The 15,736-nt window shown below is 73.5% G+C and carries 15 protein-coding genes and 1 pseudogene; 12 read left to right on the forward strand and 4 right to left on the reverse strand.

Features of this window, described 5'->3' with window-relative positions; genetic code table 11:
• Positions 1 to 12 precede the first annotated feature (12 nt).
• The 3 genes from IFT88_RS02335 to IFT88_RS02345 all read right to left on the reverse strand — a co-directional run bounded on the left by IFT88_RS02335 (position 13) and on the right by IFT88_RS02345 (position 2,564).
• Entirely contained in the window at positions 13 to 1,896 is a 1,884-nt protein-coding gene (locus tag IFT88_RS02335) for a hypothetical protein (protein WP_192118694.1), read from the reverse strand.
• Positions 1,893 to 2,267 (reverse strand): DUF6507 family protein, encoded by a 375-nt coding sequence (locus IFT88_RS02340; RefSeq protein ID WP_192118696.1) that lies wholly within the window; start codon positions 2,265 to 2,267, stop codon positions 1,893 to 1,895. The genes IFT88_RS02335 and IFT88_RS02340 overlap by 4 nt, the downstream gene beginning before the upstream one ends.
• A 93-nt stretch (positions 2,268 to 2,360) precedes the next feature.
• Entirely contained in the window at positions 2,361 to 2,564 is a 204-nt protein-coding gene (locus IFT88_RS02345) for a hypothetical protein (RefSeq protein WP_192118698.1), read from the reverse strand.
• A gap of 265 nt (positions 2,565 to 2,829) precedes the next feature.
• Here IFT88_RS02345 and IFT88_RS02350 point away from each other — a divergent pair, with 265 nt between their 5' ends.
• The 12 genes and pseudogenes from IFT88_RS02350 to IFT88_RS02405 all read left to right on the forward strand — a co-directional run bounded on the left by IFT88_RS02350 (position 2,830) and on the right by IFT88_RS02405 (position 14,154).
• Positions 2,830 to 3,174, forward strand: a complete 345-nt coding sequence (locus tag IFT88_RS02350) for a flagellar basal body rod protein FlgB (protein ID WP_043596821.1) — start codon at positions 2,830 to 2,832, stop codon at positions 3,172 to 3,174.
• Positions 3,174 to 3,569 (forward strand): flagellar basal body rod protein FlgC, encoded by a 396-nt coding sequence (locus IFT88_RS02355; protein WP_043596823.1) that lies wholly within the window; start codon positions 3,174 to 3,176, stop codon positions 3,567 to 3,569. The genes IFT88_RS02350 and IFT88_RS02355 overlap by 1 nt, the downstream gene beginning before the upstream one ends.
• Entirely contained in the window at positions 3,569 to 3,925 is a 357-nt protein-coding gene (gene fliE / locus IFT88_RS02360; protein ID WP_192118700.1) for a flagellar hook-basal body complex protein FliE, read from the forward strand. The genes IFT88_RS02355 and fliE overlap by 1 nt, the downstream gene beginning before the upstream one ends.
• A pseudogene (gene fliF / locus IFT88_RS02365) lies at positions 3,925 to 5,616 on the forward strand (flagellar basal-body MS-ring/collar protein FliF). Before fliE ends, fliF begins: the two are co-directional and overlap by 1 nt.
• A complete protein-coding gene (gene fliG, locus IFT88_RS02370) occupies positions 5,613 to 6,668 on the forward strand; it encodes a flagellar motor switch protein FliG (protein WP_192118702.1) in 1,056 nt (351 codons plus the stop codon). Before fliF ends, fliG begins: the two are co-directional and overlap by 4 nt.
• Positions 6,669 to 7,076: 408 nt before the next feature.
• Positions 7,077 to 7,841 carry a FliH/SctL family protein gene (locus tag IFT88_RS02375; protein ID WP_192118704.1) on the forward strand — a complete coding sequence of 255 codons (765 nt, stop codon included), beginning with the start codon at positions 7,077 to 7,079 and terminating at the stop codon, positions 7,839 to 7,841.
• Between the two features lie 65 nt (positions 7,842 to 7,906).
• Positions 7,907 to 9,259 (forward strand): FliI/YscN family ATPase, encoded by a 1,353-nt coding sequence (locus IFT88_RS02380; protein ID WP_043597537.1) that lies wholly within the window; start codon positions 7,907 to 7,909, stop codon positions 9,257 to 9,259.
• A complete protein-coding gene (locus tag IFT88_RS02385) occupies positions 9,259 to 9,717 on the forward strand; it encodes a hypothetical protein (RefSeq protein ID WP_192118707.1) in 459 nt (152 codons plus the stop codon). The genes IFT88_RS02380 and IFT88_RS02385 overlap by 1 nt, the downstream gene beginning before the upstream one ends.
• Positions 9,714 to 10,487, forward strand: a complete 774-nt coding sequence (locus tag IFT88_RS02390; protein WP_342212052.1) for a C40 family peptidase — start codon at positions 9,714 to 9,716, stop codon at positions 10,485 to 10,487. Before IFT88_RS02385 ends, IFT88_RS02390 begins: the two co-directional genes overlap by 4 nt.
• The gene (locus IFT88_RS02395) at positions 10,484 to 12,376 is read left to right on the forward strand and encodes a flagellar hook-length control protein FliK (protein ID WP_192118709.1); all 1,893 of its coding nucleotides are present in this window, start codon (positions 10,484 to 10,486) and stop codon (positions 12,374 to 12,376) included. Before IFT88_RS02390 ends, IFT88_RS02395 begins: the two co-directional genes overlap by 4 nt.
• A 12-nt stretch (positions 12,377 to 12,388) precedes the next feature.
• A complete protein-coding gene (locus IFT88_RS02400) occupies positions 12,389 to 12,835 on the forward strand; it encodes a flagellar hook assembly protein FlgD (RefSeq protein WP_052505459.1) in 447 nt (148 codons plus the stop codon).
• Between the two features lie 149 nt (positions 12,836 to 12,984).
• The gene (locus tag IFT88_RS02405) at positions 12,985 to 14,154 is read left to right on the forward strand and encodes a flagellar hook protein FlgE (protein WP_043597522.1); all 1,170 of its coding nucleotides are present in this window, start codon (positions 12,985 to 12,987) and stop codon (positions 14,152 to 14,154) included.
• Between the two features lie 209 nt (positions 14,155 to 14,363).
• Here IFT88_RS02405 and IFT88_RS17555 read toward each other — a convergent pair whose 3' ends face one another.
• Positions 14,364 to 15,734, reverse strand: coding sequence for a reverse transcriptase domain-containing protein (locus IFT88_RS17555; RefSeq protein ID WP_199858861.1), 1,371 nt, complete (start codon positions 15,732 to 15,734; stop codon positions 14,364 to 14,366).
• Positions 15,735 to 15,736 lie beyond the last annotated feature (2 nt).

Here is a 15,736-nt window from a genome sequence, read left to right on the forward strand (position 1 = left end):
CGCGGACGGATCTCATCCTCCCTGCCCCGTCTCGACAGCGATCGTCCGGCGTCGGTAATCGTCCTGCATGATCGGGAGGTCGTCGACCCCGACGTCCCACTTGTGGCTCTCACCCTCGGGGTCCTCGACGAAGGGTTCGACGTCACCACCGGTGAGGACACCCATGACCTGCCGGAAGGCCGACGACTTGGTCGACCACCAGTTGAAGTGTCCTCGCATCGGTCCGCTCTCCTGTCCTGCGGAGGCATCGTTGAAGCCCGTCTCGAGCCGGGTCACTCCTGGTGTGTCGACCGGACTGCCGCCGTGGCCGATGCCGGTTCCGGGCAGTTCGAGCCCCTGGGAGCCACCGACGATCGGATCGAACGGAGCGAGCATGGCGTAATGGGGCACATCGGCGGTCTCGGGGTACTGATCGAGGTCGCGGATGCCGTGTCCGAGACCGGCGCTGGACACGTGGAGCACCCGGTCGACATCCATCCCCTCTTTCTCGGCCATGCCGACGACCGCCCCGCCGTAGCTGTATCCCACGGCCGTCAGCGTCGTGGACTCCTGGTGGTCGACCGCATTGACGAGTCGGGAGAGTCGCGGGGCCAGGTCTTCGCTGGCTCCGGAGTTCGCGGCCTCTGCGCCCTGAGGGAAATGGCCGCCTTGCCAGGCCAACATCCCGAGTGACCCCGGAGGCATCGCTGCGTTCGCCATCGTCGTCGCTTTGTCGATGCTGCCCTCGGCATTGGAGAGAAGACTTCCCGTTCCCGGGACGTAGACGCCGACGTTCCGGGTCGAGGCCGGTATGCCGCCGTCCGGGCCGAGCCCCCCGACGTAGACGGCGATGGCCTCCCGAGACGGGTCGAACACGATCACGTGCGCCCCCGACGTCTTCGTCGTCGTGCCGTCCGGTGCGACGACGGTGCTTTGCTCCTCGAGGAGTCCGTCGTAGAGACGGAGTTCAGCGGCCCACGCGTCTGCCTGGGCTCGTCGTTCGTCGGAAGGGTGCTCCGGGACGCCGTCGATGAGCCGTCGCAGGCGCTCGCTCTCGGACCGCAGTCCGTTGTGGTTCGCCTCGACGCGGCGGTTCCACGGCACCCCGTCCAGGTTGCCGACCAGGAGGTAGGCGCTCGACACCATCAGCGCCTGCGTGGCGGGGTCGACGCCGTTCCACCAGGCCTCCGTGGCCTCGGCCGACGGCGGCTCGTCGATGAGCTCGTGCATTCGCTTCTCGTTGTCGGCGACCCATGCGTCGAGCTCGTCGCGGTCCATCGCCGCGAGCCGTTCGAGCGTCGTCATCGCCGCGGCGTCGATCTTCGCGTCGAACGTGGTCAACACCGTCTGCCAGGCGCCCGGGCGAGCGATCGCTGCCGCCTGGGCATCATCCACCGCACCCAGCCCGCTGCCCGTGCCTCCGGACACGGCCCCGATCGCGCCGGCGCAATCGCGCTCGGCGTCGAGGATCGCCGACGTGATGCCCGACGCCGCCCGGCGCAGGGACTGGTCGCGGGCCACGAACTCGGGGTTCGACGTCCACGACTCGGACCCGTTGCCGTCCTCGCCGTGCCAGGTCGCGACCTCGATGCCGAACTCGCCGACGTCGGTGTAGAGCCGGTCGCGCATCGCCTTGAGCGGCGCAAGGGCCTCGGCGTAGGCGGCGAGGGCGTCGGCGATCTGCTCGACGGACGTCGCCAGGTCGTCGCCCGCGGCGCGCACCGGGGCGACCGCCCCGAACAGCACGCCCTGCTCGGGTGCCTCGTAGACGCCGCCGAGACCCTGCCAGTGAGTCTCGACGTCCGCGCCCGCCGACCGCAGCGGCTCGGCGGTCGCCCGCAGGGACGTCGCCGCCCATTCGACGGCGGCGGGGTCGTCGGCCATCGGTTCGACGTCGGCCGTCGTGATGTAGCTCATCGGACCCTCCAGACACCGCGATCGACGCCCGCAGGAGGCGCGCTCCGGTTCCACGCGTCGACGGCCGAGGCGCGGGCGGTCGCGTTCGCCGCCATCTCCTCGTCGCCGTCGAGGTAGGCGGCCGTGGCTCCAGTCGCCCCGCGGATCGCCCGCCGGACGGTCGAGGCCATGCGGTCCGCGACGTCCTCGCGTTCGTCCATGGCGGATCGCAGCGCCGCCGAGACGGTCGGTGCGGCCACGGTGGCCACGGCCGACGCCGAGGCGACGTCGAACGCCGCCCCCGCCGCGGTCAGGGCTTCCCCGTCGGTCGCGACCGAGGCGAGAACCGCCCGTACCCCGTCGATCGAGATGCTCCACGACGTCATCGTCATCCCCCCTGGATGCTCTGTTGTCCGCCCGCTGCCCCGAGCGCTGCTCGTCCATCCTGTCACGGAGCCCCGGCCGACGACACCGGTGGAGGGGCGTCAGCCCACGAACCACCAGAGCGACGCGATCTCGGCGGGCTGCTGCTGGAGGCCGATCCACAAGCCGACCGGCCACAGGAGCACGGGCAGCACGACCCCGACCGCGATCCCCGCGACCACGAGGGCGAGGAACACGAGTCCGACCGCGGCACCGACCGACCGGCGGCCCAGAGCGGCCGCCGAAGCCGCCTCGTCGTCGTCCACGACGATCTTCTCGTCCGGGTCGGGAGCGTGCTCGTCCCCGAGGCCCAACAGCCGTCGGCCGTCCTCGTCTATGCGCGCGCCTCCGTCCCCCCGGTCCTGGGCGCGACGCTAGCAGCAGGGGGCGCCCGCCCCCAGTACGGGGCAGCCACCGGCGCACCGCTTACGTCGCCCCGCGGCCCGCCGATAGAGCGCCGTGAGCACGGATCGCTCGCACACCCGGCCACGGATCGGCCCCTCGCACTCCATCGACCCCACCGGGACAGGCATGCCACTCGAATCCGTGACGCAAGCGGCGCTGCAGAGCGCCCTCGACGGTCTCTCGCTGCGTCAGAAGACGATCGCCGCGAACATCGCGAACGTCAACACGCCGAACTACACCGCCAAGCGGGTGCAGTTCGAGGAGGCGCTGGGCCGGTCGGTCGCGTCCGGCAGCGGAGCGGTCCAGGCGTCCACGTCGCGCAGCCTCGAGCCCACGCGCCTCGACGGCAACAACGTCAACCTCGACACCGAGACCCTGTCGAACGTCGACACCGTGCTGCGGTACCAGTTCGCCACGCAGGCCATGAACTCCGAGCTGACGGCCGTGCGCGCCGCGTTCCGGACGAACTGATGACCGCCTTCGACGCGATCGGCATCGCGAGCACCGGCCTGACCGTGCACCGCAAGTGGCTCGACGCCGTCTCGGACAACATCGCCAACGTCAACACCGTGAAGTCGATGGACGACACCGCCTTCCAGGCCCGCTACGTCGAGGTGCAGGAGGGTGCCGGCACCTCGGGCGTCTTCGTCAAGGCCGACCGCTACGGCAGCGAAGCCGGCCGCGTCACCTACCTCCCCGACCACCCGCTCGCCGACGCCGAGGGATACGTGCGCATGCCCGACATCGACCTCGGCGCCCAGATGGGCGACCTGATCATGGCGCAGCGTGGCTACCAGGCCAACGCCGCCGTGGTCGACCGTGCCAAGACGGCCTACGAGGCCGCACTCCAGATCGGACGTGGCTGATGCCCATCGCAGGAATCCAGGCCCTCGGGGCCGTGCAACAGAGCGGCTACGCCGACGTGGGCTCGCTCATGGGGGCCGGCGGCGCGTCCGACGTGACGGGCACGACCGGCGCGACCGGCGCCTCCTCGGTCTCGGGTGCGACCTTCGGCGCGACCATGACCGGTGCCGTCGAGGGCCTGCAGCAGCTGCAGTCCGAGTCGAAGACCCTCGCGGTCAAGGCCGTCACGGGCGACCTGACCGACATCCACGACGCGACCATCGCCGCGACGCGTGCCCAGGTCACGCTCGAGCTGGTCAGCGCCGTCCGCAACAAGGGCGTCGACGCCTTCAACGAGATCATGAGGATGCAGGCCTGATGCCGAACGCCGTCAAGGGCCAGCTCGCCAAGCTCGGTGCCGCCCTCCAGAGCTTCACGGTCGCGCAGCGCACGATCGCCGTCATCCTGGTCGCCGCTCTCGTGCTCGGCGTCGTCGCGCTCGTCAGCTGGCTGGGCAAGCCCACCTACACGCCGCTGTTCAGCGGCATCGACCCGACCGACGCGAGCGCCATCGTCGAACTGCTGCAGACCGACGGCGTGCCGTACGAGCTGACCGCGGGCGGCGGCACGATCCTCGTGCCCGAGAACGTCGTCTACGACGAGCGCCTCAAGGCCGCCGCCGCGGGCCTGCCCGCCGCGAGCTCGGGCGGCGGCTACTCACTGCTCGACACCATGGGCGTCACCTCGTCCGAGTTCCAGTAGAACGTCACCTACAAGCGCGCCATCGAGGGCGAGCTCGCCAACACGATCAAGGCGATGGACGGCGTCAAGAACGCCAGCGTGCAGCTCGCGATCCCCGAGGAGTCGGTGTTCGTCGCCGAGCAGCGCGACCCGACCGCCTCGGTGTTCGTCGAGACCCAGGCCGGCGCGACGCTGGACTCGAAACAGGTGCAGGCCATCGTCAACCTCACCAGCGCCTCCGTCGACGGCATGAAGGCGACCGACGTCGCCGTCACCGACGCCTCGGGCACGGTGCTGTCGGCCGTCGGCAGCGGAGCGGTCGGAGGCGCGGGCGGCGACGCGAGCGACTACGAGTCCAAGGTCCAGGCCTCGGTGCAGGCCATGCTCGACAAGATGGTCGGCCCCGGCAACTCGTCCGTCGTGGTGGCCGCCGACCTCGACCAGAGCTCGGGCACCAAGGTGACCGAGTCGTTCTCGCAGCCGACCTCGGGGCCGATCGCCCTCAACGAGTCGGGCACCACCGAGCAGTACGGCTCGGGGGCGGACGGGGCGAACGGCACCGGCGCGACCGGCGTGCTCGGCCCCGACAACATCGCCGTGCCGAACGGCACCGCCGCCGACGGGACCACCACCGCGGGCACCGGAGCCGACGGCGGCTACACCAACGAGTCGACCACGAAGAACAACGCCGTCGACAAGGTCACCGAGAGCCTCAACGTGCCGGCCGGCGAGGTCAGCCGCCAGACCGTCTCGGTCGCGCTGAACTCGGCCGCGGCCAACGGGGTCAACATGCAGAGCGTGCGGGACCTCGTCGGTGCCGCCGCCGGCATCGACGCCGCCCGTGGAGACACCGTCCAGGTCGCGCAGGTCGACTTCGACACCTCGGCCGCGGACGCCGCCGCCGAGGCGCTCAAGGCCGCCGACGCGGCGAGTGCGAGCGAGGCCATGTGGGGCACCATCCGCACGGTCGGCATCGTCGCGGCCGTCGCGATCGCCGCGATCGTGGGGCTGATCGTCTTCGCCCGTCGCAGCCGCCGCCAGGACCGCGAGGACGTCGACCTCGGTGAGCTCGCCCCGCAGAACGGTGCCCAGACCTGGGACGCCACGATGCCGTTGTCGCTCGACGACGCCGTCGCCACCTCGCGGCTGACGCTGCCCGGCATGGGCGAGGCGAAGACCGAGCTGCTCGAGGTCGACGCCCCGACGCCGTCGCCCGAGTTCGTCTCGGCCGAGCGCCGCCGGGCCGAGATCGACGCGATGGCCGAGCGCGACCCGGGCAAGACCGCCGAGCTGCTGCGCGGCCTGATGGACGACCGGCAGCCCGCATGAGCCTCGTCCCCACCGCCTTCGGTGCCCCGGCGGCCCCCGGCGTCGGCAAGCCGTTGACCGGACCCCAGAAGGTCGCGGTCATCCTGATGCAGATGGACCAGGCCCGTGCGGCCGCGGTCATGAAGGAGTTCAGCGAGGTCGAGGCCGAGGAGATCGCGGCCGAGATCGTGCGCCTGCGCCGCGTCGACCCCTCCCTCGCCGAGGCCACCGTGGCCGAGTTCCACGACCTCAGCGTCAGCGGCCGCTACCAGCGCCGCGGCGGGCACGACGTCGCGGTCGGTCTGCTCGAGGCGTCGTTCGGCTCGGAACGTGCCGCCGGCGTCATGGAGCGCATGGCGTCGAACATGGCCGGCAAGTCGTTCGAGTTCCTCGACGAGGCCGAGGCCGGTCAGGTGGTGACGCTGCTCGACGGCGAACTGCCGCAGACCATCGCCCTGGTGCTCGCCCACCTGCGACCGCAGCAGGCCTCCGCCGTGATGTCGGGTCTCGACGTCGAGTTGCGCGCCGACGTCGCCCAGGCCATCGCGACGATGGGCACGGCCACCCCCGAGTCCGTGGGCATCGTCGCCGCCACCCTCAAGGTGCGGGCCGGTGCGGTCGTCGCCCCGCGCGAGCAGGTCGAGGTCGTCGGGGGCATCCAGCCGCTGATCGAGATCCTGAACCGCAGCGACGTGGCCACCGAGAAGGCGCTGCTCGAGGGCCTCGACGAACGCGACCCCGAGCTGGCCGAAGAGGTCCGCTCGCGCATGCTCACCTTCGAGGACATCGTCAAGCTCGAGTCGCGCGACATCCAGCAGGTGCTGCGTGGCATCGACGCGGCGATCCTCGCCACGGCGATGAAGGGCGCACCGACCGCGGTGACCGAGGTCATCCGCGGCAACGTCTCCGAGCGCAACCGCGAGCTGCTGGACGACGAGCTGCAGTCGATGGGGCCGGTCCGCAAGTCGCAGATCGAGGAGGCGCGGGCGTCGGTCGTGCGCGCCATCCGCGAACTCGAGGCGATGGGCGCGATCACCATGCACCGCTCCGACGACGACGCCCTCGTCGACTAGTCCCGCCCTCACCGCCCACCCCACCCGCCCCGCCCGCCCTTTCCCTGTGCAAATCGCGACAACAGCAGGGCGACACGCCGGCTGCAGACGAAGGTGAGCGGCGTGTCGGGTCGACGGGGTCGGGTTCGGCACGCCGGTTCGGGAGGTGCGGGTCGGGTTCGGCACGCCGGTTCGGGAGGTGCGGGTCGGGTTCGGCACGCCGGTTCAGGAGGTGCGGGTCGGGTTCGGCACGCCGGGCCGGGAGGTGCGGGTCGGGTTCGGCACGCGAGGCGGCCCCCCTTCGGGGCAAGCCCTAACGCCCGCCCGCCGCGGGCCGAGAGTCGCCCCTGAGCACGGATCGCTCACCTCACCCCTGGCCACGGATCGGCCGTCACCCCCAACGCCGAACGGCTCGTGATGCTCGATTCCGTGATGACCCCCGAGGGCGCCGCCCCGGCCTTCGCGCGCGTCAGCTACCCGTCCGTCACGCTGCCCGGGTCCGACGCCGCCGCCACCCGACGGTCGCACGACGCCCGGGCCGAGGCCCGCGGTCACGCCGCCGGGTACGCCGCCGGCCTCCGCGCGGCCGAGCTCGAACTCGCCGCCCGCCGGGCCGTGCTCGAGGCCGAGCACTCCGACCTGCTGCACCGCCTCCAGGCCGCGACCGTCTCGGCCGTCGAGGCCCTCGTCACGTCGGCCCGCGCTCTCGACGCCCGCGTCGCGCCCGTCCTGGACGACGCCGAGGAGGCGCTGGTCGCGACCGCCTTCGAACTCGCCGAGGCGGTCCTCGGCTACGAACTGCGCGCCTCCGAGTCCGTCGACGACGGCTCGCACGGGGCCGATGCCACCGCCACGCCCGACGCCACCGCCCCGGCCGAGGCCACCGTCCCATCCGACGCCGACCCGCGCATCGGTCGCACGGCCCGTGCGGCCGTCGCCCGTGCCCTGGCCGTGACCGACCCCGGCGACGTCGTGACCGTCCGTCTGCACCCCGCCGACCTCGCGCAACTCGACGCCGCGACCCGCGACTCCGTGGCCGCCGACCTCGCCTTCGTCGCCGACGCGAGCCTGGCCCGCGGCGACGCCGAGGCCGAGCGACGCGTCGGCCAGGTCGACGCCCGCCTCGGCACGGCGCTCGACCGGGCCCGGACGGCGCTGCTCGGCGACCCGGCGTCGGACGGGGGCGTCTCGTGACCCTCACCGCGCCTCCTGCCCTCGCGTCGACGGGTGCCGTCGTCGACGGTCGCCCGCGCGTCCCGATCGCCCTCGCCCCGCGTCTCGCCGCCGCACGCGTCGCGGCCCGCCCGCAACGCGTGGGCCGGGTCAGCTCGGCCGTGGGCCTCGGCCTCACCGTGCAGGGCCTCGACGCGGCCGTCGGCGAGATCGTCGCCGTCGGTGACGCGACATCGACGTCCGGCCGGCCGGACGCCGGCTCGAACCTCGCCGAGGTCGTCGCGACCACGCCCGACGGCGTGCGCTGCATGCCGCTCGGCCGCCTGACCGGCATCACGACCGGCACGCCCGTGCGCTCGACCGGTCGTCCGCTGCTCGTCCCGACCGGCACGGGCCTGTTCGGGCGCGTGCTCGACGGGCTCGGCCGGCCGATCGACGGCAAGGGGCCGCTCGTCGGGGCCGACGGGGGTCGCGTCGACCTCGTGCCGCTCGACCACGAGACCCCGTCGGCGATGCACCGGGCGCGCATCGACACGCCCCTGCAGCTCGGCGTGCGCGTGCTCGACACCCTGACCACGGTCGGCAAGGGCCAGCGCGTCGGCCTGTTCGCCGGCTCGGGCGTCGGCAAGTCGTCGCTGTTGTCGATGATCGCCCGCGGCTCGGACGCCCAGGTCAGCGTGATCGCCCTGGTCGGCGAGCGCGGCCGCGAGGTGCGGGAGTTCCTCGAGGACGACCTCGGGCCCGAGGGCCTCGCCCGCTCGATCGTCGTCGTCTCGACCAGCGACGAGCCCGCCCTGATGCGCCTCCGCGCCGCGTTCGTCGCGACCCGCATCGCCGAGTCGTTCCGCGACCAGGGCGCCGACGTCGTGCTGATGATGGACTCGCTCACCCGCGTGGCGATGGCCCAGCGCGAGATCGGCCTCTCGGTCGGCGAACCGCCCGCGACCCGCGGCTACCCGCCGTCGACGTTCTCGGTGCTGGCAGGCCTGCTCGAACGTGCCGGGACCGACCGCGTCGGCTCGGTCACCGGGCTCTACACGGTCCTGGTCGACGGCGACGACCACAACGAGCCGATCGCCGACGCCGCGCGCAGCATCCTCGACGGCCACGTCGTGCTCGACCGCAAGCTCGCCGTGACCGGGCACTTCCCGTCGGTCGACGCTCTCGGCTCGGTCTCGCGCGTCGCCTCGAAGGTGACCAGCCCGCCCCAGCGCGCCGCCGCGACGACGCTCCGCAAGGTGATGGCCGCGCGCCGGGCCGCGCAGGACCTGCTCGACGTCGGCGCGTACCAGCGCGGCACCAACCCGCTCGTCGACGCGGCGGTCGACCACCAGGGCGCCATCGACGCGTTCCTGCAGCAGGGCATGGACGATCGGGCGGCCTCGGCCGACTCGTGGAACGCCCTGGCCTCGCTCACCTCACGGTTCGGAGCGATCTGATGGCACGTCCGTTCTCGCTGCTCGGTCTGCTGCGGCTGCGTCACGCCCAGCAGGACCAGGCCGGTGCCGTCCTCGCCGAGGCCAACGACCGCCTGCGTGAGGCCGCCGACGAGCGCGTGCGCGCCAAGCGCACCCTCGCCGACGAGCCGTCCGAGGTCACCGACGCGGCCATGCTGAGCGCGCTCGCCGCCTCGCGGGCCTCGTCACGCGGCATGCTCGCCGAGCTCGACGCGGTCACGCAGCGCCGTCAGGCCGACGCCGACGCCGCGCAGGCCGCCTTCAACGAGGCGCGTCGTGCCGCGATCGGCCTCGAGAAGCTCGAGCAGAAGCACGTGGTGGCCGAGGCGGCCGCCGACCTGCGCGACGAGCAGATCGCCCTCGACGAGATCGCCTCGCGCCCCCGACCCGACGGCTCGCCGTCCGGCACCGACCCCGAGAACCCAGGAGGCGCGGCGTGAGTCCCGTGACCGAGGTCCTGTCCCGAATCCAGGACATTCAGGCGACCATCGCCCAGCTCCGTGCCGGCACCACCGGTGCGGCGACGTCCGCGACGGCCACCGCCGCGTCCGCGACGTCGGCCACGGCCTTCGCCGACGCGCTCGCCGGCACGTCCGGGACGGGTGCCACGGCGACCAGCGCCTCCGTGGACGCGGTGGCCGGGTCGGTCGCGAGCGGCAGCGGAGCCGACGGCTCGGACGTGGTCGAGTCCGCGAAGAAGTACCTCGGCGTGCCGTACGTGTTCGGCGGCGAGGACCGGACGGGCATGGACTGCTCGGGCCTCGTACAGACGGTCTTCAAGGACCTCGGAGTCAGCATGCCGCGCGTCGTGCCCGACCAGGCGAAGATGGGCGGCGAGGTGTCGTCGCTCGCCGAGGCCAAGCCGGGCGACCTGCTCGTGCCCAAGGGCGAGGGGCACATCGTGATCTACCTCGGCGACGGCAAGGTGCTGCACGCACCCCGCCCGGGCAAGGACGTCCAGATCGTCGACAACTGGTACAAGGACTCCGACCTCAGCACGATCCGGCGCATCGTCCCGGCCGAGGGCGGGACGGGTGCCGCGCCCGCCTCGGCCGCGTCGTCGGCGCTGTCCGGCCTGTCGGGCCTGTCGGGTCTCTCCGGCCTCTCCGGCCTCTCCGGCGCGGCCGGTGCGGCCGGTGCGTCCTCGTCGGGAACCGACCTGATGACCGCGGCCCTCCAGAAGCTGATGAGCGCGGGGGTGGCCTCGTGACGCTGTCCCGCACCCTTCCGTTCGCGCCTCCGGCCCTGTCGGAGGCCTCGTCGCTGCGCACTCCCGTCGGGTCGCGCGGGCCGGGAGCAGGCGGTGCCGGTGCCGCCCGCGACGCCGACCGGGCGGCCGAAGGCTTCGGCGCGGCCATGCGCGACGAGCACGCCTCGCGGGCCGCCGACCGGCGCGACGCCCGGGGCGCGGACCGTGACGCTCGCACCGTCGACCGTGACGCCCGCGCCGTCGGCCGGACCGTCGACCGGAACGCCGCGGGCGCCCCGGACGGCTCGACCTCTGACTCGGACGAATCCGTGGCGACGTCGTCGCTCGACCCCGCGTCCGTCGCACCCTGGCGCCGGTCACTCGTCGGGGTGACCTCGGCGTCGACCGCCGGATCAGCCGGTGCCGCCGAGCTCGGAACCGCGAGCGAAGCCGCCGAGCCCCTGTCGACGACCGACGGCGGGTCCGCCGTGTCGGACGGAACGGCATCCGGCGTCACGACGCCCGGTCTGCCCGTCGCCCTCGCCGGCGCCGTCGTCATCAACAGCGCCGTCGCCGCCTCCGCCTCGGCCGGGTCCACCGGGACGACGGACGCCGCGGGGACCGCCCCCGCGGCGGCTCCTGCCCTCGGCACCGTGTCCCTGCGTCCTTCCGCGTTCGCCGATCCGGTCCGTACCGGAGCGTCGACCTCCTCAGGCACCTCGGCAGAGAGCCACGATCCGGCACGTACGAGATCGGCCGTCTCGTCGATGGTCTCCGGGCCTGTCTCCGACCTCGACCCGGCACGCACCGGATCGGCCGACCCGTCCGTCGCCGGCTCGGCCCTCGGGGCGTCGGCATCCACCACCGCCTCCTCGGGAGCTGCTGCCGTCGCCGCGACCGTCGGGGCGACGAGCACGGCGTCCGCCCCGGGGACCGCCGCCGCGACCGCTGTCCCGCCCGCCGGTGCCGCAGCGACCGCCGCCGCGCCCTCCGGCACGGGTGCGGCCGGCACGTCTGCCGACTCGGCCCTTGCCGGACCGTTCGCTCCGGTACCCACCGGATCGGCCGGCCGCTCCGAGGCGCTGCCCGTCACCGGTGATCCGGTCCGTACCGGATCACCGATCCCGGGGCCCGCCTCCTCCGCGGCGACGGCGTCGGACGGACGTCCCGTCTCGTCGCCCGCCACCGTCACGTCCGGCGCGCCCGGCCCCTCCGGCACGACGGCTCCCTCGACCTCGTCGACGACGGCACCGTCACCCGCCACCGTCTCGGCCCCCGCGACCGCCACCGCCCCGGTCGACCCGATCGTGCTCGCCGTCCCCGGGACCGTCGCGACGTCCGCCGCCTCCGCCACCAGCGCCTCCTCGTCCGCGACGCCGGTCGCCGCGCAGCCGGCCCCGTTGACCCAGCAGCTCGCCCGCCCGCTCTTCACGCTCGCCGCGGCGGGTCCCGGGGTGCACGTCGTCACCGTCGACGTCGCCCCCGAGGCGCTCGGTCCGGTCACCGTCCGGGCCCACGTCTCGGCGCACGGAACGCACGTCGAGATGTTCGCGGCGTCGGACGCCGGCCGCGACGCCGTGCGGGCGATCCTCGGAGACCTGCGCCGCGACCTCGCGACCGCCTCGAACGCGGGAGGCGCGGGTCACCAGACCAGCGTCGACCTCTCGTCCCAGAACCAGCCGTCCGACGCCCGGGGCGACCGCTCCGGTCAGCCCGGCTCGCTCGGGGCCCAGACCGGCGCCGACGGCGGGGCGGGTCGGCAGGCTCACGACGCCGCCGAGGCGCGCACCGCCGACGCCCGCACCGGACGCGCGCCGCGCGACGGAACCGACCCCCTCGACGCGACGGGTGCGGTCGACCGTGCCCGCGCCTCCTCGTCCCTCTCGACGTCCCTCGACGTCCTGGCCTGAACCGGAGACCCCATGCCCTCGATCGACCAGATATCGGGAACCGTCGACGTCGCGACCCAGATCGCCGCCGCCAACGCCGCGAAGAGCGGCTCGAGCCGGGCGACGGCGAACACGATGGACAGCGAGATGTTCATGAAGCTGCTCGTCACGCAGCTGAAGAACCAGGACCCGTCGACCCCGATGGACACCAACGCCATGATGTCGCAGACCACCCAGCTGGCGATGATGGAGCAGGTCACCGCCCAGACGACGACGGCCAACGAGAACTTCTCGCTGCAGATGCGCATCGCCGCGTCGAACCTGGTCGGCCGCGAGGTCAGCTACACGGGCCCGGACGGGGTCGAGGTCAAGGGCACCGCGACGAGCGTGTCGTTCGCCGAGGCCGTCCCCAAGGTCTCGGTCGGCGGGAAGGAGGTCGCGTTGGATCTCATCTCGGGCATCGCCACCACGAAGGCGTGACACGCGTCGCCGACGCGCACCCCGCAGCACCACCGGCACCACCCGCACGACCCGCACCACCCCTCGAACCACACCGGGAGCAGGACGCGACCGGCACCACCCGCGCAGGACGCGCCTCCAGATCTCTCCCCAGCTGAAAGGCAGCACCCATGCTCCGCTCCCTCTACTCCGGCATCTCGGGCCTCCGCTCGCACCAGACGATGCTCGACGTCACCGGCAACAACATCGCCAACGTCAACACCGCCGGCTTCAAGTCGTCGACCACCCAGTTCCAGGACACGCTGTCGCAGATCACGCAGGGCGCCGGCGGCCCGCAGACCGGCATCGGCGGCACGAACCCCGCCCAGATCGGCCTCGGCGTGCAGGTCGCCGGCATCTCGACGAACTTCGCCCAGGGATCGGCGCAGGCCACCGGCAAGGCCACCGACCTGATGATCTCGGGCGACGGCTTCTTCGTCACCCGTCTCGGCAACGACACCGTCTACACCCGCTCGGGTGCGTTCGACTTCGACGCCGACGGTCGTCTCGTGTCGTCCGACGGCAAGATCGTGCAGGGCTACTCGGCGACGAACGGCGTCATCAACGACGGAGGCGCGCTCGGCGACATCACGCTGCCCCTGAACGCGGCGGCCCCGGCCACGGCGACCTCGAGCGCCACGGTCGGCGGCAACCTGCCGAGCGAGTCGGCGGTCGGCGACAAGATCGTCCGCGACACCAAGGTGTTCGACGCCAACGGCCTCGAGCGCACCCTGACGCTCACCTTCACCCGTACGACGACCGGCTGGGACGCCTCTGCGACCGACGGCAACGGCGGCGCCACCGCCTCCATGGCCTTCACCGACGGCAAGCAGACCGGTGCCGCGTCGCTGCGGCTCAACGGCGTCACCGTCGACCTGTCGGGCATCACCGGCTTCGCGGCGCTCAACACCACGTCCATCACCGAGCAGAACGGCCGCGCGGCCGGCACGCTGCAGGGCTTCTCGCTGTCGAAGGACGGCACGCTGATGGGCCAGTTCAGCAACGGATCGACGGTCGGCCTCGGTCGCGTCGTGCTCGCGACCTTCACGAACCCCGGCGGCCTCGAGAAGGAGGGCAACTCGGGCTACCGCGCGACGGCCAACTCGGGTGCCGCGACGGTCGGCGCCCCCGGTTCGCCCGGCGTCGGCTCGCTGGCCAGCGGCTCGCTCGAGATGTCGAACGTCGACCTCTCGCAGGAGTTCACCAACCTGATCGTCGCCCAGCGCGGCTTCCAGGCCAACGCCCGCATCATCACCACCTCGGACGAGGTGCTGCAGGAGCTCACCAACCTCAAGCGCTAGTCGGCTGCTGCTGCTGCTGCGGCTGCTGTTGCTGCCGCTGGCACGGCCACGACCGCTCGGACGGGCGGGTTCGTCGGCGGCGGGCGTCTTCGGACGCCCGCCCACGACGAACCCGCCCGTTCCGTCGTCGGGCGCCCCTGTCGTCAGTGGGCCCTGTCGTCAGTCGGCCCTGCCGTCGGGCGCCCCGCCCCCAGGAGGCGCGGTGCCGGTCACCGGGGGACGCGCGCGAACGCGGCGCGCAGCCGGGCCCCGCGCTCGGGGTTGAGCTGCTCGACCCAGCCGATGCGCCCCCACAACTGGGCCGCGAAGTCCGGGTGCCCGGCCCGGTTCTGCGCCTCGAGCCCGGTGGTGGCCGCGTTGTGCAGCACGGCCCGCAGCCGGTCGTACTCGGAGCGCACCGTGTTCGTGCCCTGGTTGACCACCACGCCGGTGACGACCTGTCGCGTGGCCGCCCCGCGCACCCGGGTCTTGGTCGGGTTGAGCTCGTGTCCCTCGTCGCCGACGATGCGTCCGACACCCCGCACGAACGCGTCGGCCCGTGCCGCGAACGCCGCGTCGCCGCTGAACGCGAGGTCGTCGGCGTAGCGCGTGTACGTCGCGCCGGCGGCCCGGGCGTACCCGTCGAGCCGCGAGTCGAGTCGGCGGACGGCGACGTTCGCGAGGCAGGGTGAGGTCGGCGCGCCCTGGGCGAGATGCGCGGCGGCGAGCGCGTGACGCAGGGCGAACCGCTGTTCGGGGCTGCCCCCGGGGGGCATGCGCGAGAGCACGCCCGGCGGCACGGAGGTCGTGCACAACCCGGTGAGCACGTGGGCGACGGCATCGGGCAGTCCCTCGCGGCGCAGGGCACCGAACACCTGCCCGGCGGTGACCCGGGCGAAGAACGAGGTCAGGTCGAGGGCGATGACGACCTCGCGGCCGACGTGGCGACGGGCCCCGGTGACCGCGCTGCGCCCCGGCACGAAGCCGTGTGCCGCGTCGTGCAGCGGCACCCCGGCCAGCACCTCGTCGAGCACGACGCGGTGCAGGTCGCGCAGCCGGAAGCCGGGCACCTCGAGCAGCCGCGGCGTGCGTCCGGGCCGTGCCCGCCACTCGTACCGGCGGTGCTGCAGGGGGCCGCGTTCGACGCGGCGGTGCCACCGGCCGGGGTCGGCGAACCAGTCGAGCTCGCCCACGGTCAGGTGCAGCAGCCGGGCGACGTCGGCCACGGTGCCCAGACGCAGGAGGCGCGGGTCGGCCGAGCGCGCCTCCTGCGTCACGGGCACGTGGTGGACGATGCGCAGCGGACGGCCGCGCGCGCCCGCCTCGGCCACCGCCTCGGTGAAGGCCGGGTCGCGGCGGATGAGGGCCGCGAGGGTGCGGGGGTCGTCGTGCGGTGCTCGCGGAAGGGTGCGGACGAGGCCTCGGGCCAGGGGCCGCCAGAAGCGGGACGGGCCGTCGATCGCCTCGCCGGCCGCCGCGGCGAGCCCGCGGACCGACCATTCCGCGCCGAGCAGGGTGTCGGCGAGCGCGGTCGCCACGGCGTCGGGGCCCGGGTCGGGCTCGTGTGCGACCGCGGCGGTGGCGGGGGAGCGGACGCTCACGC

The sequence above is a fragment of the Frigoribacterium sp. CFBP 8751 genome (assembly GCF_014841545.1).
Lineage (GTDB): Bacteria > Actinomycetota > Actinomycetes > Actinomycetales > Microbacteriaceae > Frigoribacterium.